The sequence below is a fragment of the Streptomyces sp. NPDC054757 genome (assembly GCF_053612185.1).
In genome coordinates, this window is record NZ_JBSHBW010000024.1 from 1 (window position 1) to 23,884 (window position 23,884).

General features: G+C 70.2%; 16 protein-coding genes and 1 tRNA gene. 8 read left to right on the forward strand and 9 right to left on the reverse strand.

Features of this window, described 5'->3' with window-relative positions; translation table 11 throughout:
• Positions 1 to 359: 359 nt before the first annotated feature.
• From ACWGKJ_RS25350 to ACWGKJ_RS25370, 5 genes are all read left to right on the forward strand, one after another.
• On the forward strand, positions 360 to 1,589 hold the full coding sequence (locus ACWGKJ_RS25350) for a branched-chain amino acid ABC transporter substrate-binding protein (protein WP_385023167.1): 1,230 nt from the start codon (positions 360 to 362) through the stop codon (positions 1,587 to 1,589).
• A gap of 102 nt (positions 1,590 to 1,691) precedes the next feature.
• Positions 1,692 to 2,624 (forward strand): branched-chain amino acid ABC transporter permease, encoded by a 933-nt coding sequence (locus ACWGKJ_RS25355; protein WP_385023169.1) that lies wholly within the window; start codon positions 1,692 to 1,694, stop codon positions 2,622 to 2,624.
• 5 nt (positions 2,625 to 2,629) lie between these two features.
• On the forward strand, positions 2,630 to 4,588 hold the full coding sequence (locus ACWGKJ_RS25360; protein WP_385023171.1) for an ABC transporter permease subunit: 1,959 nt from the start codon (positions 2,630 to 2,632) through the stop codon (positions 4,586 to 4,588).
• Between the two features lie 8 nt (positions 4,589 to 4,596).
• Entirely contained in the window at positions 4,597 to 5,544 is a 948-nt protein-coding gene (locus ACWGKJ_RS25365; protein ID WP_385023173.1) for an ABC transporter ATP-binding protein, read from the forward strand.
• Entirely contained in the window at positions 5,541 to 6,257 is a 717-nt protein-coding gene (locus ACWGKJ_RS25370; RefSeq protein WP_385023174.1) for an ABC transporter ATP-binding protein, read from the forward strand. Before ACWGKJ_RS25365 ends, ACWGKJ_RS25370 begins: the two co-directional genes overlap by 4 nt.
• A gap of 87 nt (positions 6,258 to 6,344) precedes the next feature.
• On the opposite strand, the gene ACWGKJ_RS25375 is transcribed toward ACWGKJ_RS25370, so the two are convergent.
• Positions 6,345 to 6,998, reverse strand: coding sequence for an ANTAR domain-containing response regulator (locus tag ACWGKJ_RS25375; RefSeq protein WP_385023176.1), 654 nt, complete (start codon positions 6,996 to 6,998; stop codon positions 6,345 to 6,347).
• A 96-nt stretch (positions 6,999 to 7,094) separates the two neighbouring features.
• On the opposite strand from ACWGKJ_RS25375, the gene ACWGKJ_RS25380 reads away from it, so the two are divergent.
• Positions 7,095 to 7,181, forward strand: a tRNA-Leu gene (locus ACWGKJ_RS25380).
• An 89-nt stretch (positions 7,182 to 7,270) separates the two neighbouring features.
• Here ACWGKJ_RS25380 and pyk read toward each other — a convergent pair.
• Both pyk and ACWGKJ_RS25390 read right to left on the reverse strand, forming a co-directional pair.
• A complete protein-coding gene (gene pyk / locus ACWGKJ_RS25385; RefSeq protein WP_385023178.1) occupies positions 7,271 to 8,707 on the reverse strand; it encodes a pyruvate kinase in 1,437 nt (478 codons plus the stop codon).
• A 165-nt stretch (positions 8,708 to 8,872) separates the two neighbouring features.
• Positions 8,873 to 9,592 (reverse strand): SIMPL domain-containing protein, encoded by a 720-nt coding sequence (locus tag ACWGKJ_RS25390; protein WP_385023180.1) that lies wholly within the window; start codon positions 9,590 to 9,592, stop codon positions 8,873 to 8,875.
• Positions 9,593 to 9,750: 158 nt separating this feature from the next.
• Between ACWGKJ_RS25390 and ACWGKJ_RS25395 the strand changes: the two genes are divergently transcribed.
• Positions 9,751 to 11,553 (forward strand): bifunctional metallophosphatase/5'-nucleotidase, encoded by a 1,803-nt coding sequence (locus tag ACWGKJ_RS25395; RefSeq protein WP_385023182.1) that lies wholly within the window; start codon positions 9,751 to 9,753, stop codon positions 11,551 to 11,553.
• 69 nt (positions 11,554 to 11,622) lie between these two features.
• On the opposite strand, the gene ACWGKJ_RS25400 is transcribed toward ACWGKJ_RS25395, so the two are convergent.
• The 5 genes from ACWGKJ_RS25400 to ACWGKJ_RS25420 form a co-directional block, all read right to left on the reverse strand.
• Positions 11,623 to 13,026 (reverse strand): lysine N(6)-hydroxylase/L-ornithine N(5)-oxygenase family protein, encoded by a 1,404-nt coding sequence (locus tag ACWGKJ_RS25400; RefSeq protein ID WP_385023184.1) that lies wholly within the window; start codon positions 13,024 to 13,026, stop codon positions 11,623 to 11,625.
• Positions 13,023 to 14,402: a pyridoxal phosphate-dependent decarboxylase family protein gene (locus tag ACWGKJ_RS25405; protein ID WP_385023186.1), complete on the reverse strand. Its 1,380-nt coding sequence runs from the start codon at positions 14,400 to 14,402 to the stop codon at positions 13,023 to 13,025. Before ACWGKJ_RS25405 ends, ACWGKJ_RS25400 begins: the two co-directional genes overlap by 4 nt.
• 272 nt (positions 14,403 to 14,674) lie before the next feature.
• On the reverse strand, positions 14,675 to 17,179 hold the full coding sequence (gene pepN / locus ACWGKJ_RS25410) for an aminopeptidase N (protein ID WP_385023188.1): 2,505 nt from the start codon (positions 17,177 to 17,179) through the stop codon (positions 14,675 to 14,677).
• Positions 17,180 to 17,289: 110 nt separating this feature from the next.
• A complete protein-coding gene (locus ACWGKJ_RS25415; RefSeq protein ID WP_385023190.1) occupies positions 17,290 to 17,664 on the reverse strand; it encodes a chorismate mutase in 375 nt (124 codons plus the stop codon).
• Between the two features lie 11 nt (positions 17,665 to 17,675).
• Positions 17,676 to 18,554, reverse strand: coding sequence for a helix-turn-helix domain-containing protein (locus ACWGKJ_RS25420; RefSeq protein WP_385023192.1), 879 nt, complete (start codon positions 18,552 to 18,554; stop codon positions 17,676 to 17,678).
• Between the two features lie 195 nt (positions 18,555 to 18,749).
• Here ACWGKJ_RS25420 and ACWGKJ_RS25425 point away from each other — a divergent pair, with 195 nt between their 5' ends.
• Positions 18,750 to 20,492 (forward strand): glycoside hydrolase family 35 protein, encoded by a 1,743-nt coding sequence (locus ACWGKJ_RS25425; RefSeq protein WP_385023194.1) that lies wholly within the window; start codon positions 18,750 to 18,752, stop codon positions 20,490 to 20,492.
• A 236-nt stretch (positions 20,493 to 20,728) separates the two neighbouring features.
• Here the strand turns inward: ACWGKJ_RS25425 and ACWGKJ_RS25430 are convergent, their stop codons facing one another.
• On the reverse strand, positions 20,729 to 23,833 hold the full coding sequence (locus ACWGKJ_RS25430) for an endo-alpha-N-acetylgalactosaminidase family protein (RefSeq protein WP_385023196.1): 3,105 nt from the start codon (positions 23,831 to 23,833) through the stop codon (positions 20,729 to 20,731).
• Positions 23,834 to 23,884: the final 51 nt, after the last annotated feature.

Below are 23,884 nucleotides of genomic sequence, written 5' to 3' on the forward strand. Positions count from 1 at the left end.
GCCGCCGCCGGACAGTCCGGCGGCGGCTTCGCGACACCCGGACCGCACACCGCCGACAGCACCATGATCGCCTCAAGCCCCTTAGCGGAACTGCGCGTTCTCACATCCCGGGCAGATACATGGTGACCGCATTTCTCCCAACTGTCCGCAGTGCGCCCGCCGTTCACCTCTTCGGGCATAACAAGACAGTCACATCCTGACCTTCAATGGTCCGCACTTCCGTCACCTGCGCTTAGAGTCACGCCCAGTCACCGCGCCGCCGGGCGCGTCTGCAGCACGGCCCTGTACCAAATCCAGTACGGCCCGGCGAGATCTACGGCGCCTCAGCAGAGGCGACGGCGCCAGGGAGAGGATTCATCGTGCGACAGCGTTCGTTGCTCATACTCACCACCGTGCTGACCACAGGCGCACTGACACTCACCGCTTGTGGATCGCGCGACAACAAGGACAGCAAGGGCAGCAGCGACAGCAAGACCGAGGTCGTCATCGGCGTCGACGCGCCGCTCACCGGAGCGAACTCCGCCACCGGCCTCGGCATCCAGGGCGGCGTCAGGGTCGCCATCGATGACGCGAACAAGAACAACACGGTGCCCGGCGTGAAGTTCAGCATCAAGGCACTGGACGACAAGGCCCTGCCGCCGACCGGCCAGCAGAACGCCTCCGCGCTGGTCGCGGACAGCAAGGTCCTGGGCGTCGTCGGCCCGCTCAACTCCGGTGTCGCACAGACCATGCAGCAGGTCTTCGCCACCGCCAACATGGTCGAGATCTCACCGGCGAACACCGCCCCCGAGCTCACCCAGGGCAAGAACTGGCAGACCTCGAAGACCCGTCCGTACAAGACGTACTTCCGCACCGCGACCACGGACGCCCTCCAGGGCGGCTTCGCCGCGCAGTACGCCGGGCAGACGCTCAAGAAGAAGAAGGTCTTCGTCGTCGACGACAAGCAGACCTACGGCGCCGGTCTCGCCAAGCTCTTCAAGTCCAACTTCCTGAAGGCGGGCGGCAAGCTGGCCGGCCAGGACCACGTCAACACCGGGGACAAGGACTTCTCCACCCTTGTCACCAAGATCAAGAACTCCGGCGCCGACATCCTCTACTACGGCGGCCAGTACGACGAGTCCCAGATCATCACCAAGCAGCTCAAGGACGCCGGCGCCCACATCCCGCTCATGGGCGGCGACGGCATGTTCTCGCCCACCTACATCAAGACCGCGGGCAAGGCGGCCGAGGGCGACCTCGCCACATCCGTCGGCGTCCCCGTCGAGTCCCTGCCCGCTGCCAAGGACTTCATCGCGAAGTACAAGGCCGCCAAGTACACAGGTGACTACGGGACTTACGGCGGATACTCCTACGACGCCGCCACCGCCATCATCAAGGCGGTCGGCTCCGTGGTGAAGGACGGCAAGGTCCCGTCCGACGCCCGCCAGCAGATCGTCGAGGCCGTGCAGAAGACGGACTTCGACGGTATCGCCGGACACGTCTCCTTCGACCAGTACGGCGACACCACCAACAAGCAGCTCACCGTGTACCAGGTCAAGAACGGCGCCTGGAAGGCCGTCAAGAGCGGCGTCTACACGCCGGCCGGCTGACCGGCAACACCGCAGTGCACAGGCCGCGCGGCCACGACGACCCGTCGCCGCGCGGCCCGCAGTCTCCCCTTGCTCACTTCCCACCCACATGGAGGCCATGCGGTGAACTCCCTGCCGCAACAGCTGGCCAACGGGCTGTTCCTCGGCTCGATGTACGGGCTGATAGCCATCGGATACACGATGGTGTACGGCATCGTCCAGCTCATCAACTTCGCCCACGGCGAGATCTTCATGACCGGCGGCTTCGGCGCCCTGACGGTCTATATGTACGTGCTGCCCGACGGCACCTCGATGTGGATCGCCCTCCCGGCGATGCTGGTGGGTGGCGCCATCGTCGCCGTACTCGTCGCCATCGGAGCCGAACGCTTCGCCTACCGGCCCTTGCGCGGCGCACCACGGCTCGCCCCGCTCATCACCGCGATCGGCCTCTCCCTCGCACTGCAGCAGGCGATCTTCAACTGGTACCCGGGCGCCGAGAACGCCCGCGTCTTCCCGCCGCTGCCCGGTGGCCCGTACCACCTCGGATCCATCGACATCCAGAGCGGCGACCTCTTCCTGATCATCGCGGCCCCCCTCTGCATGGCCGCACTCGCCGTCTTCACCCGGACCTCCCGCACCGGCCGCGCCATGCAGGCCACCGCCCAGGACCCGGACACCGCCCAGCTCATGGGCATCGACACCAACCGCATCATCGTGATCGCCTTCGCCATCGGCGGCCTCTTCGCCGCCGTCGCCGGTGTCGCCTACGGCTTCAAGATCGGCAACGTCGACTACAGCATGGGCTTCCAGGCGGGCCTCAAGGCCTTCACCGCGGCCGTGCTCGGCGGCATCGGCAACATCTACGGTGCCATGCTCGGCGGTCTCGTACTCGGCGTCGCCGAGGTCATGGCCACCGCCTACATCGACCAGGTGCCCGGCATGCAGCAGCTCGGCGGCCAGGCGTGGTCCGCGGTCTGGGCCTTCGTCCTGCTGATCCTCGTACTGCTCCTGCGACCACAAGGTCTCCTGGGCGAACGAGTCGCGGACAGGGCGTGACGGACATGGACACCGACAAGACCAACCCCGCCGACGACAGCAACCCGGCCGACGAGACCGACCGGACCGCCGAAACCGGCCGGACCGGTGCGGCCGACCCGGCCGCGAAGCCCACCGGCCCGGCTGAGCCCGCCGGATCCACCGAGCCCACCGGACCGGCAGAGCCCACCGAGCCGGCCGGAGCGGCCCGACCCACCGGCCCGGCCGAGCCCGTCGGCGTACGCCCGCTGATCCCTCTCCCACTGGTCGCCGCCCGTGCGCTGACCCTCGTGGGCGCCGTCCTCACCCTCGTGAGCGCCTTCCTCTCCTGGACCTGGAAGTCCGACTTCGCCGACGACCTGACCTACTCGGGGGACCCCTCAGGGCTCCAGTACCTCGTGGTCATCGGCGCGGTCGTCACCCTCCTCTCCGTCCTCAGCCATGCCCGCGTCCGCGGACTGCGCTGGCTCAACCCGGGCGCCGGGACCTCTCCGGTCTTCCTCGCGGCACTCGCCACGTTCGCCGTCGTCTGGTACGTCGTCCTCGCCATCGCTGTCGAACTCGGCGGGCTCGTCAACCTCGACCCGGGCGGCTGGGTCGCCGCGGCCGGCGCCGTGATCGCCCTCGCCGGCACCCTCGCACTGCCCCGGCCCGGTACCACGGCAAAGTCCTACTTCGCCAAGGCCGACCCGATCCCCGCACCCCGCGCCCTCCCTGCCTGGGGACAGCGTGTGGTCATCACCGCGGCCACCGCGCTCGGTCTGATCGTCTTCACCTACGGCATCGGCGTCCCCGACGAACAGCCGGAAGTCTTCGTCTCGTTTGTCCTGCTGGTCGTCTTCGGCGCCTGGGCCCTCTTCAGCGCCGGACTCACCGACCGCTTCTCCCAGCTCAACGCCCGGCACAAGGGCTTCGCCACCTCCATGGCGTTCCTGGCCGCCGCGATCTTCCCGTTCACCCAGAGCGAGGACCACAACGCCAACCTCGGCGTGAACATCCTCATCTTCGGCACCGTCGCCCTCGGCCTCAACATCGTCGTCGGCCTCACCGGGCTCCTCGACCTCGGATACGTCGCCTTCCTCGGCGTCGGCGCCTACGCCGCAGCCCTGGTCTCCGGCTCCGAGTTCTCCACCTTCTCCGGCGTCCAGTTCCCGTTCTGGGCGGCGGCGCTGACCGGAATGGCCGCTTCGCTGATCTTCGGCGTCCTCATCGGCGCGCCCACCCTGCGACTGCGCGGCGACTACCTCGCGATCGTGACCCTGGGCTTCGGAGAGATCTTCCGTATCGCGGTGAACAGCCTCGACGGCTCATCCGGGCCCGACATCACCAACGGTCCCAACGGCATCCCCTCCATCCCCGACCTGGACCTCTTCGGGTTCAACCTCGGCGCCTCCCACGACATCGCGGGCTTCACCCTCGGCAGGTTCGCCAACTACTTCCTGCTGATGCTGGTGATCACCGGACTCGTCGTACTGGTCTTCAAGCGCGCGGCCGACTCCCGTATCGGCCGCTCCTGGATCGCCATCCGCGAGGACGAGACGGCGGCCACCGCCATGGGCATCAACGGCTTCCGGGTCAAGCTCATCGCCTTCGCCCTCGGCGCCACCCTCGCGGGCCTCGCCGGTACGGTCAGCGCACACGTGACCTACAGCGTCACACCCGCCCCGTACCAGTTCGCCGGGGCCGCACCGCCCAACTCGGCCTTCCTGCTGGCCGCCGTGGTCCTGGGCGGGATGGGCACGGTCGGCGGGCCGATCCTCGGCGCCACCTTCCTCTACCTCATCCCGGAGAAGCTCGGCTTCCTCAAGCAGTACGAACTGCTCGCCTTCGGCATCGCACTCGTCCTGCTGATGCGCTTCCGCCCCGAGGGCGTCATCGCCAACCGGCGGCGCCAGCTCGAATTCCACGAGGACAGCGCACCCGTCCTGCCGGAACAGCGCACGACCGGCGACGAACCCGTCACCGCAGGCAAGGCAGGGGCGTGAGGAACGACATGACCACGCAGACAACCACGCCGGCCCCGGAAGCCACCGGTGCCCCCGTGCTCCAGGCCGAAGGCGTCATCATGCGCTTCGGCGGCCTCACCGCCGTACGCGACGTCGACCTCACCGTGAACGCCGGGGAGATCGTCGGCCTCATCGGGCCCAACGGCGCGGGCAAGACCACCTTCTTCAACTGCCTCACCGGCCTCTACGTCCCCACCGAGGGCAAGGTCAGCTACCGGGGCACCGTTCTGCCGCCCAAGCCGCACCTGGTCACCAAGGCGGGCATCGCCCGTACCTTCCAGAACATCCGGCTCTTCGCCAATATGACGGTCCTGGAGAACGTCCTCGTCGGCCGCCACACCAGGACCAAGGAGGGCCTCTGGTCCGCCATCGTGCGCGGCCCCGGCTTCCACCGGGCCGAGGCCAGGTCCCGCGAACGGGCCATGGAACTCCTGGAGTTCATCGGCCTGGCGCACAAGGCCGACCACCTCGCGCGCAACCTCCCGTACGGCGAGCAGCGCAAGCTCGAAATCGCCCGCGCCCTGGCCAGCGAACCGGGCCTGCTGCTGCTCGACGAGCCCACCGCGGGGATGAACCCGCAGGAGACCCGCGCCACCGAGGAGCTGGTCTTCGCCATCCGCGACCAGGGCATCGCCGTCCTCGTCATCGAGCACGACATGCGGTTCATCTTCAATCTCTGCGACCGCGTCGCCGTGCTCGTCCAGGGCGAGAAGCTCGTCGAGGGCACATCGGATGTGGTGCAGGGCGACGAACGCGTCATCGCCGCCTACCTCGGGACGCCCTTCGAGGGCGCGCCGGGGGACGAGGAGGTGGCCGAGGTCGAGGCGGCCGAGGCCCAGAGCGCGACAGGACCCGCCAGCAGCACGAGTACGGCCGGCGCCACCGGTGCCACCAGTACGGCCGGCACCACCGGTACCGAAGGAGACACCCAGTGACCGCTCTCCTGGAGGTCCAGGACCTCAGGGTCGCCTACGGCAAGATCGAGGCCGTCAAGGGCATCTCCTTCACCGTCGAGGCGGGCCAGGTCGTCACCCTGATCGGCACCAACGGCGCCGGCAAGACCACCACCCTGCGCACCCTCTCCGGGTTGATCAAACCGGTCGGCGGCACGGTCACCTTCGACGGGAAGCCGCTCGCCGGTATCCCGGCCCACAAGGTCGTCGCCCTCGGCCTCGCCCACTCCCCCGAGGGCCGGCACATCTTCCCGCGTCTGTCGATCTTCGAGAACCTCCAGCTCGGAGCGTTCCTCAGGGACGACAAGGAGGGCATCGAGAAGGACATCCAGCGCGCCTACGACCTCTTCCCGATCCTGGGCGAACGCCGGAAGCAGGCGGCGGGCACCCTGTCGGGCGGTGAGCAGCAGATGCTCGCCATGGGCCGGGCACTGATGTCACAGCCCAAGCTGCTGATGCTCGACGAGCCCTCCATGGGCCTCTCGCCGATCATGATGCAGAAGATCATGGAGACCATCGTCGAGCTGAAGTCCCAGGGCATGACGATCCTGCTCGTCGAGCAGAACGCGCAGGCGGCACTCTCCCTGGCCGACCACGGGTACGTCATGGAGATCGGCCGGATCTCGCTCGCCGGTACCGGCCATGACCTGCTGCACGACGAGTCGGTCCGCAAGGCGTACCTCGGCGAGGACTGATCCCGCCCCGCGGCGCACAGGCGAAACGGCCCGCTCCCGGGAGTTCCGGGCGCGGGCCGTTTCGGCCGACCAACGTCGACGCGGGGCCTACTGCTCCTTGGCCGCCTTCTTCTCCTCGCCGTCCTCGATGACCGCCTCGGCGACCTGCTGCATCGAGAGGCGGCGGTCCATCGACGTCTTCTGGATCCACCGGAAGGCGGCGGGCTCGGTGAGCCCGTACTGCGTCTGCAGCACCGACTTCGCCCGGTCCACCAGCTTCCGCGTCTCCAGCCGCTGCGAGAGGTCCGCGACCTCCTGCTCCAGGGCCTTCAGCTCGGTGAAGCGGGAGACGGCCATCTCGATGGCCGGCACGACGTCGCTCTTGGAGAACGGCTTCACGAGATACGCCATCGCTCCGGCGTCCCTGGCCCGCTCCACAAGGTCGCGCTGCGAGAACGCGGTCAGCATGAGGACCGGCGCGATGGACTCCTCGGTGATCTTCTCGGCTGCGGAGATCCCGTCGAGCACGGGCATCTTCACATCGAGGATCACCAGGTCGGGCCGGTGCTCCCGGGCCAGCTCGATGGCCCGCTGACCGTCACCGGCTTCGCCGACGACCGCGTAGCCCTCTTCTTCGAGCATCTCTTTGAGGTCGAGGCGGATGAGGGCCTCGTCCTCGGCGATGACGACACGGGTCGTCAGCGGCGGGACGTGCGACTTGTCGTCGTCGGCGACGGGCTGGGGCGACTCGGGGGCGGTCACGGGGGCTCCTCGTTCAGGGGCAGATGCAGCTGCCCATGCAGCCTACCTAGCTGCTGTGCGCTTCCGTTACCAGGTACACTTCTCACCGGCAACCTGGCCGGGTTGGCGCAATTGGCTGACGCGGAGGTCTCAAACACCTCTGTCCGAAAGGACATGTGGGTTCGAATCCCATACCCGGCACCATTCCAGAAGCGGATGTTCACATTCTCGTGAATGTCCGCTCTTTTCTTTGCTACTCGCAGACAGGCACCGTCACCCAGAGTGGCACGCCGTCACTTCGGGCTGTCGTCCTCCCCCACATGGTGCACGCGCACCAGATTCGTGGAGCCAGGGACACCGGGCGGGGAGCCCGCTGTGATCACCACGATGTCGCCCTTGCGGCAGCGGCCCGCCCTCAGCAGTTGTTCGTCGACCTGCGCGACCATTTCGTCCGTGGATTCCACGTGCGGGCCGAGATAGGTCTCGACGCCCCAGGTGAGGGTGAGCTGGGCGCGGGTCGCCGGGTCGGGGGTGAAGGCCAGCAGCGGGATCGGTGAGCGGTAGCGGGAGAGCCGCTTCGCGGTGTCGCCGGACTGGGTGAAGGCCACGAGCAGCTTCGCGCCGAGGAAGTCGCCCATCTCGGCGGCCGCGCGGGCGACCGCCCCGCCCTGGGTGCGGGGCTTGCTGCGGTCGCTCAGCGGGGGCAGTCCGCGGGCGAGGATGTCCTCCTCGGCGGCCTCGACGATGCGGCCCATGGTGCGGACCGTCTCCACCGGGTACTTGCCGACGCTGGTCTCACCGGAGAGCATCACGGCGTCGGTGCCGTCGATGACGGCGTTGGCCACGTCGGACGCCTCGGCGCGGGTGGGCCGGGAGTTGTCGATCATCGAGTCGAGCATCTGGGTGGCGACGATGACGGGCTTGGCGTTGCGCTTGGCCAGCTTGACGGCGCGCTTCTGGACGATCGGCACCTGTTCGAGGGGCATCTCGACGCCGAGGTCACCGCGGGCGACCATGATGCCGTCGAAGGCCGCGACGATGCCGTCGATGTTCTCCACGGCCTGCGGCTTCTCGATCTTGGCGATGACGGGGAGCGTGCGGCCCTCCTCCGCCATGATCCGGTGGACCTCCTCGACGTCCCGGCCCCTGCGAACGAAGGAGAGCGCGATGATGTCGGCCCCGGCCCGCAGGGCCCAGCGGAGGTCCTCGGTGTCCTTCTCCGACATCGCGGGGACCGACACCGCGACACCGGGCAGGTTCAGCCCCTTGTGGTCGGAGACCATGCCTCCCTCCACGACCGTGGTGTGGACCCGGGGGCCCTCGACCGAGGTCACTTCCAGGGCGACCTTGCCGTCGTCGACCAGGATGCGCTCGCCGGTGGTGACGTCACCGGCGAGTCCGCCGTAGGTGGTGCCGCAGCTGCTCCGGTCGCCCCGGGCGCCGGGGGCGACGGTGATGGTGAACTCATCGCCGCGTTCAAGGAGTACGGGGCCTTCGGCGAAGCGGCCGAGGCGAATCTTCGGACCTTGAAGATCCGCGAGGATGCCGACGCTGCGGCCGGTCTCCTCCGCGGCTTTGCGGACGCGGTGGAAACGCTCCTCGTGCTCGGCGTAGCTGCCGTGGCTGAGATTGAATCGGGCCATGTCCATTCCGGCCTCGACCAGTGCCTTGATCTGGTCGTAGGAGTCGGTCGCGGGGCCCAGGGTACAAACGATCTTTGCTCGGCGCATGGTTCGAGCGTATGCCTTACCGATGGGTAAGTGAGGAGTCCCACAGGACAACTCAACACCCTTTACCCGGAAGGCTATTGACAACTGTTGAATTGTGCGCGGGGGTGCTCTGATGAGCAATTCCGATGGCCCGAAAACGGAATGCGAAGACCCCCGCGTGGGACTTCAGAGCACTGGTGGTGACATGGTGAAACGGGCGTTCACCTGTGCGTGAACGGTCTGGCGCTGCGGTTCGAGGTCGATGGCGGGTACGTCGTCGGAGCCCGGCGCCCCCGGTGAACCGAACATGCGGCTGCCCCCGAAGCCGGGGGCCGGCGGCCGCGCGCCCTCGGCGCCGGGGTCGGAGAGCTCGACGAGGGCGGTCAGCCGGGCGCCGAGCGCTTCCGCGTACTCCCGGGCGCGGATGACGGCGTCCTCCACGGCCTGCCTGCGGGCGTCGCGGTGTGCGGGCGATCCCGGGCGCAGCGCCCACCAGGGTCCGTCGACGCGGGTCAGTTCCTGGTCGGCGAGGCGGGAGGTGAGTTCGCCGAGTGCGGTGAAGTCGTTCAGGACGAGGGTGATCCGCACCTGGCCCGAGTAGGCGCGGATCTTCTCACCCCTGCCGTGCTGCACCAGTTCGGGGCTGACGGAGAGCGCTCCGCTCTCCAGTCTCTCGACGGCTGCGCCGTATCCCCTGGCGAGTTCGAGCAGGGCGCTGTTGCGCCGGGTGAGGTCCTGGAGGGCCGTCCGCCGGCCCTTGCCGCGTGCGCTCGCGGTGACGGTGAGGGTGGCGGTCTCGGGCTCGACTTCGAGGGTCGCCTCGCCGCGGACGGCGACGCGGGGCGCGTCGGGCGTGCCGTAGAGGGCTGCGGGGGCCGGAGCGTCGTCCGTTGTGGCATCGGTCATGGTTCCCACTGTCGCACCCCGGTACGACAGTGGGCGGTCATCAGATCGAAACCTCCGGGGGGTGTTGCGGTGTGTGGCTCCTGGGTCAGAATCTACGCGCGTTGTGCATGGTTGTTGTCCGCATCTACGCGCGTTGTGGTTTGTGACGAGGAGACTGAATGCCGCTCAACCGTAGGACTTTCCTGGGTACTTCGGCCGCCGCCGGCGCCGGTGTGGCCATCGCCGGAGGCACGGCGGTGCCCGCCGAAGCCCACGGGCACGGCCACGGCCACCGCCCGCAGCGGCGGTACTCGTTCACCGTGATGGGGACGACCGATCTGCACGGCCATGTCTTCAACTGGGACTACTTCACGGACAAGGAGTTCGACGACGCCGCGCACAACGATGTGGGCCTGGCGAAGATCTCCACGCTGGTCAACGGGATCCGCAAGGAGAAGGGCCGCCACAACACGCTGATGATCGACGCGGGCGACACCATCCAGGGCACCCAGCTGTCGTACTACTACGCGAAGATCGACCCGATCACGGCCAAGCACGGTCCGGTGCACCCGATGGCGCAGGCGATGAACCACATCGGCTACGACGCGGCGGCGCTGGGCAACCACGAGTTCAACTACGGCATTCCGGTGCTGCGGAAGTTCGAGGAGCAGTGCCGCTTCCCGCTGCTCGGGGCCAACGCCCTGGATGCGAAGACGATGAAGCCGGCGTTCGCTCCGTACGTCTTCAGGACGCTCCGCACCCCGCACGGCCGGGATGTGAAGGTCGCGGTACTCGGGCTGACGAACCCGGGCATCGCGCTGTGGGACAAGGCGAACGTCCAGGGCAGGATGGTGTTTCCGGGGCTTGAGGAGCAGGCGGCGAAGTATGTGCCGCGGCTGCGCTCCATGGGCGCCGACGTGGTGATCGTGGCGGCGCACTCGGGCGCCAGCGGCACGTCCTCGTACGGCGACCAGCTCCCGTATGTGGAGAACGCGGCCGCTCTGGTGGCCGAGCAGGTGCCGGGGATCGACGCGATCCTGGTGGGCCACGCGCATGTCGAGATCCCCGAGAAGTTCGTGGAGAACAAGAAGACGGGGAAGCAGGTCGTCCTCTCCGAACCGCTGATGTGGGGCGAGCGGCTCACGGTCTTCGACTTCGACCTGGTCTGGGAGAAGGGGCGCTGGACGGTCGAGAAGGCCGGTGCGCGGGTGCTGAACTCCAATACGGCGGCGGAGGACCCGAAGCTCGTCAAGCTGCTGACGGACGAGCACAAGAAGGTCGTGGCGTACGTCAACAAGGTGATCGGAACCTCGTCCACGGCGATGACCACGGCGGACGCTCCCTGGAAGGACGAGCCGATCATCGATCTGATCAACGCCGTCCAGACCGACACGGTGAAGGCGGCGCTGGCCGGTGGTGCGTACGCGGCGCTGCCGGTGCTCTCGCAGGCGTCGTGTTTCTCGCGTACGGCGCAGATCCCCGCCGGGAACGTGACGATCAAGGACGCGGCGGGGCTCTACCCGTTCGAGAACACGCTGGAGGCGCGGCTGATGACGGGCGCGCAGCTCAAGGACTATCTGGAGTTCTCGGCGCGCTATTACGTGCAGACGCCCGCGGGCGGCCCGGTGGACACCGCGAAGCTGACGAACGCGGACGACACCCCGGACTACAACTACGACGCGGTGTCGGGTCTGACGTACGAGATCGACATCGCCAAGGCGCCCGGTTCACGGATCGCGAAGCTGTCCTTCGGCGGCAAGGCGATCGACCCGGCGGCGCAGTTCGTGCTGGCGGTGAACAACTACCGGGCGAGCGGCGGCGGCAACTTCCCGCATGTGCCGACCGCCAAGCAGCTGTGGGCCAATTCGGACGAGATCCGGAACACGATCATCGCCTGGGTGCAGGCGAAGGGCACGGTGGACGCGTCGCAGTTCGCCTCGGTGGACTGGAAGCTGACGCGGGACGGTACACCGGTCTTCTGATCCCGTACTCCGCGGGCTCCGGCTCCGGCCGGAGCCGCAGTCCGCGGGTCCGGCCTTCCGCCGCCGCGCTCAGCCGTGTTCGGCCAGCGGGACGAGACGGGAGCGGCGCTGCGGGGGCAGGGCGTGCTCGCGGTCGAGGCCGAAGCTGGTGAACGCGGTGCGCCGGGGCAGCGGGTAGGGGTCCTTGCCGGTCAGGGAGTTGAGGATGGTCGCGCTGCGCCAGGCGGCGAGGCCGAGGTCGGGGGCGCCGACGCCGTGGGTGTGGCGTTCGGCGTTCTGTACGTACACGGAGCCGGTGACGGCGGGGTCGAGGAGCAGCCGGTACTGGTCGTCGATGCGGGGGCGCTCGGATGCGTCCCGCCGCATATAGGGGTCGAGTCCGGCGAGCATGCCGTCGAGCGGGCGCTCCCGGTAGCCGGTGGCGAGGACCACGGCGTCGGTGACGAGGCGGGAGCGGCTGCCCTGCCGGGCGTGTTCGAGGTGCAGTTCGACCCTGCTGGTGGCGACACGTCCCGCGGTGCGGACGGTGACGCCCGGGGTGAGGACGGCGTCGGGCCAGCCGCCGTGCTGGGTGCGCCGGTAGAGCTCGCTGTGGATCGCCGCGATGGTCTCGGCGTCGATGCCCTTGTGGAGCTGCCACTGCTGCGGGGCCAGGGAGTCGCGGGCGGACTCGGGCAGTTGGTGGAAGTAGCGGGTGTAGTCGGGGGTGAAGTGTTCCAGGCCGAGCTTGGAGTACTCCATGGGGGCGAACGCCTCGGTCCTGGCGAGCCAGGTGATCTTCTCCTGGCCCGCGGGGCGGGCCCTGAGCAGGTCGAGGAAGATCTCGGCGCCGGACTGGCCCGCGCCGATGACGGTGATGTGCCCGGCGTCGAGGAGCCGTTCACGGCCGGCGAGGTAGTCGGACGAGTGGATGACGGGTACGGATGGCGCTTCGGCGAGCGGCCTGAGGGTCTCCGGGATGTACGGCTCGGTGCCGACGCCGAGTGCCAGGTTGCGGGCGTGGGCGCGGCCGAGCGCCTCGGCCTCCCCGTCGGCGTCGAGCTGGGTGAAGTCGACCTCGAAGAGGTTGTGTTCGGCGTTCCAGCGGATGGCGTCGACCTGGTGGCCGAAGTGGAGCCCCGGCAGGTTCTCGCTGACCCAGCGGCAGTAGGCGTCGTACTCGGTGCGCCTGATGTGGAAGTGCTCGGCGAAGTAGAAGGGGTAGAGCCGCTCGCGTTCCTTGAGGTAGCTGAGGAAGGACCAGGGGCTGGCCGGTTCGGCGAGGGTCACCAGATCGGCGAGGAAGGGGACTTGGAGGGTGGCGTCCTCGATGAGCAGGCCGGGGTGCCAGTGGAAGGCGGGGCGCTGTTCGTAGAAGGCGGTGGAGAGCTCGGTGAGGGGGTGGGCGAGGGCGGAGAGGGAGAGGTTGAACGGTCCGATGCCGACCCCCACCAGGTCGTGGGGCTGGTCTACGGGAGGCTGCTGGTCGGTCATCGGGGCGTACTGCCTTCCAGGAGTTTGAGGAGAGCTTCCAGGTCACCGGTGGTGGCGTGGGGGTTGAGCAGGGTGGCCTTCAGCCAGAGGCGGTTGTCGGCGCGGGCCCTGCCGAGTACGGCGTGGCCCTCGGTGAGGAGGGTGCGGCGGATGGCGGCCACGGTCTCGTCGTCCGCTCCGGTGGGGCGGAAGAGCACGGTGGAGATGGTGGGCCGGTCGTAGAGCTCCAGGCCGGGGTGGGCCTCGACGAGCCCGGCGAGTTCCGCGGCGATGGCGCAGGTGCGGTCGACGAGTGCGGCGACGCCGCTCCTGCCGAGGGCGCGGAGGGTGACAGCGATCTTGAAGACGTCGGGGCGCCGGGTGGTGCGCAGGGAGCGGCCCAGGAGGTCGGGGAGGCCCGCTTCGGTGTCGTCGTCGGCGTTGAGGTAGTCGGCCTGGTGGGTGAGTGCGTCCAGGGTGGCGGGCCCGGGGACGGCGAGGATGCCGGCCGCGACCGGTTGCCAGCCGAGTTTGTGCAGGTCGAGCGTTACCGAGTGGGCGCGTTCGATGCCGGTGAGCAGGGGGCGGTGGAGTGCGCTGAAGAGCAGCGGTCCGCCGTAGGCCGCGTCGATGTGGAGTTCGGCGCCGTGGCGGTCGCAGAGGTCGGCGATCTCGGGGAGCGGGTCGATGAGTCCGGCGTCGGTGGTGCCGGCGGTGGCGGCGACGAGGACCGGCCCGTGTGTCGCGGTGAGCGCTTCGTCCAGCGCCGCGAGGTCAATGACCCCGGAGGGCGAGGGGACGGTCAGCGGCTCGGGGAGGCCGAGGAGCCAGGCCGCGCGGTGCAGGGAGTGGTGGGCGTTGGCGCCGCAGACGATCCGTACGGCGCCGTGGCGTTCACGGGCGAGCAGCAGGGCGAGCTGGTTGGACTCGCTGCCCCCGGTGGTGATGAGCGCACCGGCCTCGGGACAGCTGTTCTCCGGGTAGACCTCGGCGGCGATGGCGCGGGTGACGAGGGCTTCCAGTTCGGAGGCGGCGGGGGCCTGGTCCCAGGAGTCCATCGAGGGGTTGAGGGCGGATGCGGCGAGGTCGGCGGCTGCGGCGACGGCCAGCGGCGGGCAGTGCAGATGGGCCGCGCAGCGGGGGTCGGCGGGGTCGGCCGCGCCTTCGGTGAGGGCGTGGACCAGGGTGCGCAGGGCTTCTTCGGCGCCTGTCCCGGATTCGGGCAGTACCGGGTGGGCGGTGGCCCGCACCCGGGCGGCGACGGTCTCCGGGCCGCCGGACGGCAGGGGGCCGATCCGCTCGGCGGCCCCGTCGTGCAGCGCGTCGAGGACGGTACCGACGAGGGGCCGCAGGGCGCTCGGCCCTGCGGCCCCTCCGGCGAGTGGCGGCGTGCTCATACGGGTGTCCTTCGGTGCGCTCGGGGCTGTCGCCCCAGCCTGTACGGGGGACAGGCGGCGCGCCCGAAGAGCACAACGAGGTCAACCCGAAAGTGGTATTGCCCGCGTGCGGGGGGAAGTTGGAGCCCCCGGGGTGGTACAAGGGGGCGGCCGGCCGGCGGCAGGCCCCCCGGGCGCACCCCCGGGCGCCGGGCTCGCCCCGGTATCAGACTCCCCCGGTACAGGGCTCCTCCCGGAGTCGGGCTTCCGCCGGACGCCCGGCTCCCCCGCTGTCAGGCTCCGCGGACCTCCAGGGCGCGCCGCAGGTCGTCGAGCTGGTCGGCGAGCTTGCGGCGCAGGGCGGGAATCATCTCGGTGTCGCGCAGACAGGCTTCGCCGCGGGCGAGTGCCTCGGCGGTGATCTCGTACGCGGGGAAGGCGTACCGCCCCGCTGCCTCCGCGATGGCCGGTCCCCTGCGGCCGGCCAGGGCGACGGCGTCCTCGTAGAAGCGCTCCGTGTACCCGGCGACGAGGGCGGTCTGTTCGGGCTGCCAGAAGCCGCGGGCGTTGGCGATGAACAGGTAGTTGGAGAGATCGTCGGAGGTGAACATCTGCTGCCAGGCGGTGGCCTTGGCCTCCGGTGCGGGCAGTGCCGCCCGGCAGCGGGCGGCGCCCTCCTGGCCGGTGGCGCTGATGTCCCGGTCGAGTTCGGCGTCGATGGTGCTCTCCTCGACGGCGCCGAGTGCGGCGAGGCGCTGGAGGATGCGCCAGCGCAGCTCCGGGTCGAGTTCGGGTCCGCCGGGTACACCGCCGTCGGTGAACCAGGCCTGGATGCCGTCGGGCTGGGTGGCCGCGTCGATGAAGTGCCGGACGGCGACGAGGCGGAGCCCAGGGTCGTTGCCGTCCTCGGTGCGGCGGATCAGCGCACGGCAGACCGTGCTGATCGTGGCGAGCGCGGCGGGCCGGTCGGCGGCGGGGAGATAGCGGTCGGCGATCTGGGTGGCGGCGAAGGTGAGGACGCCCTCGACGACGGCGAGGTCCGACTCGTGCGGGAGGTGGGCGAGTGCGGCGTCCAGATAGGCGGCGGGCGGGAGTTCGCCGTCGCGGACCATGTCGCGTGCGGCGTTCCAGACGACGGCGCGGGTCAGCGGGTCGGGGAGGCCGGAGAGTGCGCGTACGGCGGTCTCCCAGGACCCGGCGTCGAGGCGGACCTTGGCGTAGGTGAGGTCGCCGTCGTTGAGGAGGAGCAGGTCGGGGCGGCGGCCCTGGCGGATCTTCGGGGCATCGTCCGTGGCGGTGGGGGCGGGGACATCGATCTCGAAGCGTTCGCGCAGGACGAGATGGGCGGGGTCGACGGGGTCATGGTCGTAGGCGCCGACGGCGATGCGGTGCGGGCGGCTGCCGGTGTGGGCGACGCCGAACGACCAGCTGGTGTCGGTCTCGGTGACGGTGGGGGTGAGGGTGTCGACCCCGGTGGTGCCCAGCCAGTGCGCGGCCCAGCCGTGGACGTCCCGGTCGGTGGCGGACGCCAGGTTGTCGATGAAGTCGGCGAGGGTGGCGTTCCCGAAGCGGTGGCGGGCGAAGTGAACGTTGATCCCGGCGAGGAAGTCCTTCTCGCCCAGCCAGGCGACGAGCTGGCGCAGCGCGGACGCGCCCTTGGCGTAGGAGATCCCGTCGAAGTTGAGCATCGCGGACGCGGTGTCGGGGACGAGGGCCGGGTCGGGGGCGACCGGGTGGGTGGAGGGGCGCTGGTCCGCGTCGTAACCCCAGGTCTTGCGGGCGATCGCGAAGTTCACCCAGGTGCCGGTGAAGCGGGTGGCTTCGGCGAGGGTCTGGTAGCCCATGTACTCGGCGAAGGACTCGTTCAGCCAGATGTCGTCCCACCACCGGAGGGTGACGAGGTCGCCGAACCACATATGGGCCATCTCATGGGCGATGACCATGCCGCGGGTCTGCCGCTCGGTGTCGGTGACGGCCGAGCGGAAGATGAACTCGTCGCGGAAGGTGACCAGGCCCGGGTTCTCCATGGCGCCGGCGTTGAACTCCGGTACGAATGCCTGGTCGTAGGAGTCGAACGGGTACGGCTCGTCGAACTTCTCGTGGTAGCGGTCGTAGCAGGCGCGGGTGATCTCGAAGATCTCCTCGGCGTCGGCGTCGAGGTAGGGCGCGAGGGAGCGGCGGCAGTGCAGGCCGAAGGGGAGCCCGGCGTGCTCGGTGGTCACGGAGTGCCAGGGGCCCGCGGCGACGGCGATCAGATAGGTGGAGACCAGCGGGGTGGGCGCGGCCTGCCAGTGGCCGCCGTCGGTGCGGCGGGTGACGGCGTTGGCGAGGACGGTCCAGCCGTCGGGCGCGGTGACCCCGAGCTCGAAGACGGCTTTCAGGTCGGGCTGGTCGAACGCGGCGAACACCCGCTGGACGTCCTCCATGAACAGCTGGGTGTAGGCGTAGGTCTCGCCGTCGGTGGGGTCGGTGAACCGGTGCAGGCCCTCACCGGTGCGCGAGTAGCGCATCGAGGCGTCGACCCGCAGCTCGTGCTCCCCCGCCGTGAGACCGGGGAGCGGGAGCCGGTTCCCGGAGAGCGTCTCGGGGTCGATGGGCCGTCCGTCGAGGGTCACGGAGCGCAGCTCGGCGGGCTTGACCTCGACGAAGGTGTCTCCGGCCGCACGCGCGGAGAAGCGGATGACGGTGCGGGAGTCGAAGGTGTCGTCGCCCTGGGTCAGATCGAGGTCGATCGTGTACCGCTGGACATCGAGGAGCTGGGCTCGGAGCTGCGCTTCATCGCGCGTCAGTACGGACATGGCCCCCATCGTGCCGTACGCCACCGACAGCGCGCACGGGGAAATCGGTTGCGGTGGCCGGGTGGTACGGGGGTGTGGCGGTCCGGTCACCGGCCGTCGCCGGACACCGTTCAGCTGCCTTCGGCCGGACCGTCCACCGGGCCCTCAGCCGGACCGTCCACGGTGCCGTCCGCCGATCCCTCCGCAGATCCCTCAGCGATCCGTTCGTGGTGCCGGATCACCTCCGCGACGATGAAGTTGAGCAGCTTCTCGGCGAAGGCCGGGTCCAGTCTGGCGTTCTCGGCGAGGCTGCGCAGCCGGGCGATCTGGCGGGCCTCGCGGGCCGGGTCGGCGGGCGGGAGGTGGTTGCGTGCCTTGAGGAGGCCGACCTGCTGGGTGGCCTTGAAGCGCTCGGCGAGCATATGGACGACGGCGGCGTCGATGTTGTCGATGGAGCCGCGCAGACGGTCCAGTTCGGCCTGTACGGACGGGGCTGTCTCGGTCATGGTCGTCGAGCTTACGTCGTGATCGTCGGCGGGTTGTCGGGGTCCGGTATCTGGTCACTCCAGCCGCCGGGGACGGTGTTCCCCTGCTGCTGGCGGAAGACGACGGGGGCCTTCCCGACCCGGCGGGTGAACAGCCGGGAGAAGTACGCCGGGTCGTCGTAGCCCACTCTGCGGGCGACGGCCGCGACCGGCAGATCGGTGGCGGCGAGCAGTTCCTTGGCGCGGCCGAGGCGGATGCCCAGGAGGTAGTCCTTGGGGCTGCACCCCGCCCCCTGCCGTACGGCGGTGCGCAGTTCGGCAGGGGTCATGCCGTGCCGGGCCGCGTGTTCGGCGACGGTCAGCGGCTGGAAGGCGTCGCGGGCGAGCGCCTGGAGCACGGGGGCGCCCTCGGCGTCGGTGTCGGCGCGGGCGCGGCGCAGCGCGACGAGCAGTTCGTGCACGGCGGCCCCGCTCTCCACTTCGAGCAGCGGGTTCCCGCGGCGCGCGGCGCGGACGATGCGCCCCACGGCCGCCCGTGCGCCCGCGACGTCGGCGAGCGGGACGACGGGCCGGTCGGGTTCGATGTAGCCGAGTTCGGTGTAGGTGGCGGTGGCGGGCCCGGTGAAGTCGACGAAGGACTCGTCCCAGCCGGTGACCGGATCGGCTCCGTAGTGATGGGTGGCGCCGGGCGTGATCCAGATCAGCGCGGGGGCGGTGACGGCCGTACGGCGTCCGTCGGCGCCGCGGTACCAGCCGCTGCCCGCGCCGACGACGACGGCGACATGGTGGTCGAGCGTGCGCGGGCCGACCGCGGGCAGGGTGCCGTGCTGGAGCCCGACTCCGAGGCAGACGAGACCGAGCTTGTGGTGGACGGGGCTCGGGGTGAAATAGCGCATCCAGGTGTGGTACATCCCTTTTCCGTCCTCCCGGTGCGGTGCGTCGTGTTCCCTCACGGGCCGGCTGTTCACTGCGGTCCTGGTGTCCGGCTCCGGCGTCCGGCTCCGGTGTCCGGCTCTTTTGTCCGGCTCGGGTGTCCGGCTCTTGTGTCCAATGAACGTTGATCTTTGTCCATGGACCGGGCTGCCGCCAGGGGTGAGAGTGACGGCGTGGCTGATTTCACTGTGGGTGACGAGGATTTCCTGATCGACGGGCGGCCGGTCCGGCTGCTGTCGGGGGCACTGCACTACTTCCGGGTGCACGAGGACCAGTGGGGGCACCGGCTGGCGATGCTCCGGGCCATGGGGCTCAACTCCGTGGAGACCTACGTGCCATGGAATCTGCACGAGCCCCAGCAGGGACGGTTCCACGATGTGCAGGCGCTCGGCCGGTTCCTGGACGCCGCGCACGAGGCCGGGCTCTGGGCGGTCGTCCGCCCGGGACCGTACATCTGCGCCGAGTGGGAGAACGGCGGGCTGCCGCACTGGCTGACCGGACCGCTCGGCCCGCGGGTGCGGACGCGTGACGCTGCGTATCTGCGGGAGGTGGACCGCTGGTTCCACCACCTCATGCACGAGATCGTGCCCCGGCAGATCGACCGGGGCGGCCCGGTGATCATGGTGCAGGTCGAGAACGAGTACGGCAGTTACGGATCCGACCAGACCTATCTGCGCCATATGGCGGGGCTGTTGCGCAGGCTCGGCGTGAGCGTGCCGCTCTTCACGTCGGACGGGCCCGAGGACCACATGCTGACCGGCGGTTCGGTCCCCGGGGTACTGGCCACGGCCAACTTCGGCTCGAACGCGCGCGAGGGCTTCGATGTGCTGCGCCGGCACCGGCCGAAGTCCCCGCTGATGTGCATGGAGTTCTGGTGCGGCTGGTTCGGCCACTGGGGCGCGGAGCCCGTCGTACGGGATCCGGCGGACGCGGCGCGGGCGCTGCGGGAGATCCTGGAGTGCGGCGCTTCGGTGAATCTGTACATGGCGCACGGCGGTACGAATTTCGCCGGCTGGGCGGGCGCCAACCGCTCGGGTGAGCTGCACGACGGCGCCCTGCAGCCGACCGTGACCTCGTACGACTACGGGGCGCCGGTCGACGAGTACGGGCGGCCGACCGAGAAGTTCTGGCTCTTCCGCGAGGTGCTGGCGCCGTACGCGCGGGAGCCGCTGCCGGAGCTGCCGCCGCCGCCCGCCGTGCTGGCTGAGCCCGTGGGCGCCACGCTGCCCGAGTGGGTGCCGCTGGGCGGGGTGATGGACGCGCTGGGCGGCCCGGAGCAGCTCACCGGGTTTCCGCCGACCTTCGAGGAGCTGGATGTCGACCGGGGTCTGGTCCGTTACAGCGTGCGGGTGCCGGGTCCGCGTGAGCCGTATCCGCTGACCGCTCCCGGAGCGCGCGATGTGGTGCGGCTGTACGTCGACGGAGTGCACACGGAGCTGGGCGCGCCGGTGGCGGGGCCGGCTTCGGTGGAGCTGTGGGTGGAGTCGCTCGGCCGGGTCAACTACGGGCCCCGGCTGGGTGAGCCGAAGGGCCTGACGGGCGGGGTGCTGCACGAGCGGCAGTATCTGCACGGGGTACGGGCCCAGGGGCTGCGGCTCGACGCGTTCGACGACCCGGCCGCGGTCGCGAAGCTGCCGTTCCGCGCGGCGTCGCCGACCGGGCCGGACCGCGGGGGCCGGGGGCTGCACCGGGGAACGTTCGAGGTACGCGGCGCCGGGGACGCGACGCTGGAACTGACCGGCTGGGTAAGGGGTTTCGTCTGGGTGAACGGCTTCTGCCTGGGGCGCTACTGGTCGGCCGGGCCCCAGGACTCGCTGTTCATACCGGGCCCGGTGCTGCGCGAGGGCGAGAACGAGGTGTGGGTGCTGGAGCTCGCGGGGGCGGAGGGGGCCGAGCCTGGGCTGACGCTGCGCTGAGGCGGGCAAGCCGGGGCCGGTCCTGCGCTCAGGCGGGCAAGCCGGGGCCGATGCTGCCCTGAGGCGGCCGAGCCGGGGCCAACGCTGCGGGTGAGCCGGCCCGCCGTCGGGCGGGTACGCAGGGCCGCCCGCCGCCCGCCGCCCGCCGCCGGACGGGCACGGCAGGGCCGGTCCGTCCGGCGCGCACCGGACGCCGCAGGGCCGGCCCCCGGCACAGGGGGCCGGCCATCCCCCGGCTACACCTCCCGGACCTCGAAGGCATCGAGCGCGAACTCGGCGACCCCGTCGTCGCCGACCTTGCGCAGCCCCACCCAGGCGTCGCCGTCCGCCGGGGCGGTGAACTCGTAGCTCAGCACCGTCGGTCCGGTCGCCACGGGCAGCGCCTTGCGGTCCAGCTCGCGCGGGGCGGGCTCGTCGACGCCGGTGATCCAGGCGTACTGGCCCGCCGTGTCGTTCTCGTACCGGAAGGAGACCCGGTACCGCTTGGACGGCTCGAAGCGGACGGTGTGCTGCACGGTCCGGTAGACGAGCCCGCCGTTCTCACCACGGGACTTGAGCGACTGGCTGCCGTCGATGACGTCGTCGATGACCTTGCCGTTCCAGCCCCGCTGGGTGAACGGCGCGTGCCGCTGCCCGACATGGGTCCGCGGGTCGGTCGTGTCGCCCGCGTCGCCCTTGACGAAGACGCCCCAGCCCTGCGGGACGTTCTCGAAGTCCTCGAAGGCCAGCGTTCCCGCCCTGCGGGTGGGCTTCGCGGCGGCGATCCGCAGATTGTCGAAGCGCACCTGAGCGTCGCCCGCGGCCGCCCGCAGCGTCAGGTCGACCCGGCCGCCGCTCTCCGGCACGCTGAAGTAGGTGAACATCCGCTGGAAGCGGGTGCCGGACTTGCGGTCCGCCGCCACGTAGTTGCCCGCGCACGAGGTGTCGGTCCAGTTGGCGGCGGTGACCCCGTCGGCAGTACGGATTTCCAGGGCGGCCCGGCGCCGCTCCCCCGCCTTCTTGCCGACCTCGACCTGCACCGACGCGGCGTAGGTCCCGGCGGGCAGCCGTCCCAGGCGCTGGCTGACCGCGGTGGCCGCTCCGGCGCCGATCACCAGCTCGTAGTCGCCGATGGTGCTGCGCACGACGGAGGCCGTCCCCCCGGCCGTGGTCTTCCAGCCCTTCAGGGAGCCGGAGTTGAAGCCGGGGTCGTACACCGGGGTGCCCTGTCCCCACCGGGGCTCGGCGGGCGCCGCCACCCGGGAGCGGTACAGCACATACGGCTGTCCCGCGGTGGCCTCCACGGTGACCTTGCCCGAGCGGACCGCCAGGTCACCCGTGTGCACCCGGCCCTGGTCGGTGAGCCGGTAGAGCGCGACGCGCGAGGAGTGCGCCCAGCCGCGCGGCAGCTGCCAGGTGGTGGAGCCGCCCTTCGGGTTGTAGTGGTAGAGCTTCTCCGGGTCGGTGGCCCTGCGGGGCTCCCAGGGCAGCAGATAGCTGCCGCCGGTGTAGACGACCCGTCCGTCGGTGGTGATCCGGCGGTTGCCGTCGGTGTCGCCGACGACGGTCCCGGTGGGGCCGAAGAAGGTGATCTCGTGCTCGGTCCACCGCTTGACCGGGTAGGCCTGGAGGTACTTCGCGGGCAGCGCCTCGGTCCAGATGATGTCGTAGAAGGCGTTCCAGTCGGTCTTGCCGACCCAGCCCTCGAAGTTCCCCATCCGTCCGGCGCCCAGCAGCGTGGGCCACTTGTTGGAGAAGACGTCCTTCTGGTGGTTGCGGATGAAGCGGATCAGCTGGGAGTTGATACCGCGTGAGGTGTCGCCGCCGTAGTCGGTCTCGTTCGCCCAGTGCGACCAGACCGACGAGCGCTCCAGGCCGTGGCCCCACTCGCTGCTGACCGTCCAGCCCTGCTCGCGCAGGGCCCGCTGGAGCCGGTCGCCGTTCCAGCCCGACTCGCGGAAGACGTCGAAGTAGATGGCGTTGAGCGCCGGGTGCGCGTCCCTGCGCAGGTCCCGCAGCCGCTTGATGATGTCGCCCGATACCAGGTCACGCCGGGAGTCGATGCGGTAGGACTGGTCGAGCCAGTCCCACTGCTTGTCGGTCTTGTCGACGAGCTTTTCGGAGAAGGCGTGGGCGACGGGGTACGACTCGGTGGCGTTGACGTGCACGCTGAAGTCGCTGTTCCACTTGCTGCCCTCCTTGACGAGGGTGTTCATGTCGGCGAGCCCGCCGGCCCGCTCGTTGTAGTTGCCCGCGTAGTCGGGGTGCGCCGAGTCGTGGCCCTCCGACTGGTACCCCTTGAGCAGCGTGTACTGGCGCAGCCCGTCCGTGGCGAGCGAGATCCGCTTGACGTTGTCGAGGGTCGCGAGGAACGGATTGGTGGCCTGCGAGGCGAAGTTGAAGGGGATGTGCGGGACGACCCGCAGATGGGTGTCGTCGGCGCCGAGCGGGGTCACCATGATGTCGCGGAAGGCGATGGCCGCGTCCTGCCAGTCGACGACACCGTCGCCGTTGCGGTCCCGGGTGACGACGACGGTCGCGTACGGCAGCGGCTCGGTGGCGTCCACAGGCGAGGTGTCCGCGCGGTGGGTCCACTGGCCGCAGGCCAGCTGCGCCTTGACATAGCCGTCCTTCTTGACGGTCTGCCGCCACATCCGGCCGTTCTCCCAGGTGGCGCCGGGCGTGTCGGCCGGCTTGTCGTAGACCGTGTTGGTCTCGACGGCGCCGCCGAGCCGGTCGTGCGCCACCACGGCGTACGCGCAGCCGACCGGCGCCGGGTCCGCCGCGCTGCCGGGCGCGACCTTCACCAGGGTGTCGCCGCTCTTGGCCTTGTCGAGGTCGAGCTTGGCGGCCAGCAGGGTGGCGCCCGGCTGGTCGCTGCGTACGGAGAGGAAGGCGAGCGCGGGGATCTCAAGGGTCCCCACGCGCAGCGCCGCGGTGTCCGCGATCCGGGTGACCCGCCAGTCGGTCCGCCACCCGGAGACCCTGATCTCGACGCCGATCTCGGTCCCGCCGTCGAAGGCGAGGGTGTACGCGATCCGGTCCCGGCCCGGCCTGGACGTCACCTTCGGGGTGTGCGCGGTCCCGTCGACGAGTACCGAGGCGACGGGCTCCTCCTGCCCGTGCAGCAGCGCACCCGTCCGGCGGTCGGTGTACGACACGATGCGCGGGAAGCCGCGGTCGACGCGTACGTCGAGCGCGTCGGAGCGCAGTACGGTCTCGGCCGCGCCGGCGGTTCCGGAGCCCGTGGCCGCCGTGTCCGCGGCGAAGGCGGACGGGGTGGCGAACGCCGCTCCGACACCGGCCAGCGCGGTGGCGGCCACTACGGTCCTGCGGCTGGGCCCTCGGTCTTCTTCGTGCACGCCTGCTCCTCCATCGCGACGGTCATCCGTGCACGTCACGATGGAGGGGCG

What these genes read in the sequence shown, in the direction of transcription:
- ACWGKJ_RS25360 (WP_385023171.1), top strand. Translation starts at nt 2,630, where the DNA reads ATGGACACCGACAAGACCAACCCCGCCGACGACAGCAACCCGGCCGAC.
- ACWGKJ_RS25365 (WP_385023173.1), top strand. Translation starts at nt 4,597, where the DNA reads ATGACCACGCAGACAACCACGCCGGCCCCGGAAGCCACCGGTGCCCCC.
- pyk (WP_385023178.1), bottom strand. Translation starts at nt 8,707, where the DNA reads ATGCGCCGAGCAAAGATCGTTTGTACCCTGGGCCCCGCGACCGACTCC.
- ACWGKJ_RS25390 (WP_385023180.1), bottom strand. Translation starts at nt 9,592, where the DNA reads ATGACCGATGCCACAACGGACGACGCTCCGGCCCCCGCAGCCCTCTAC.
- ACWGKJ_RS25395 (WP_385023182.1), top strand. Translation starts at nt 9,751, where the DNA reads ATGCCGCTCAACCGTAGGACTTTCCTGGGTACTTCGGCCGCCGCCGGC.
- ACWGKJ_RS25400 (WP_385023184.1), bottom strand. Translation starts at nt 13,026, where the DNA reads ATGACCGACCAGCAGCCTCCCGTAGACCAGCCCCACGACCTGGTGGGG.
- ACWGKJ_RS25405 (WP_385023186.1), bottom strand. Translation starts at nt 14,402, where the DNA reads ATGAGCACGCCGCCACTCGCCGGAGGGGCCGCAGGGCCGAGCGCCCTG.
- pepN (WP_385023188.1), bottom strand. Translation starts at nt 17,179, where the DNA reads ATGTCCGTACTGACGCGCGATGAAGCGCAGCTCCGAGCCCAGCTCCTC.
- ACWGKJ_RS25415 (WP_385023190.1), bottom strand. Translation starts at nt 17,664, where the DNA reads ATGACCGAGACAGCCCCGTCCGTACAGGCCGAACTGGACCGTCTGCGC.
- ACWGKJ_RS25420 (WP_385023192.1), bottom strand. Translation starts at nt 18,554, where the DNA reads ATGTACCACACCTGGATGCGCTATTTCACCCCGAGCCCCGTCCACCAC.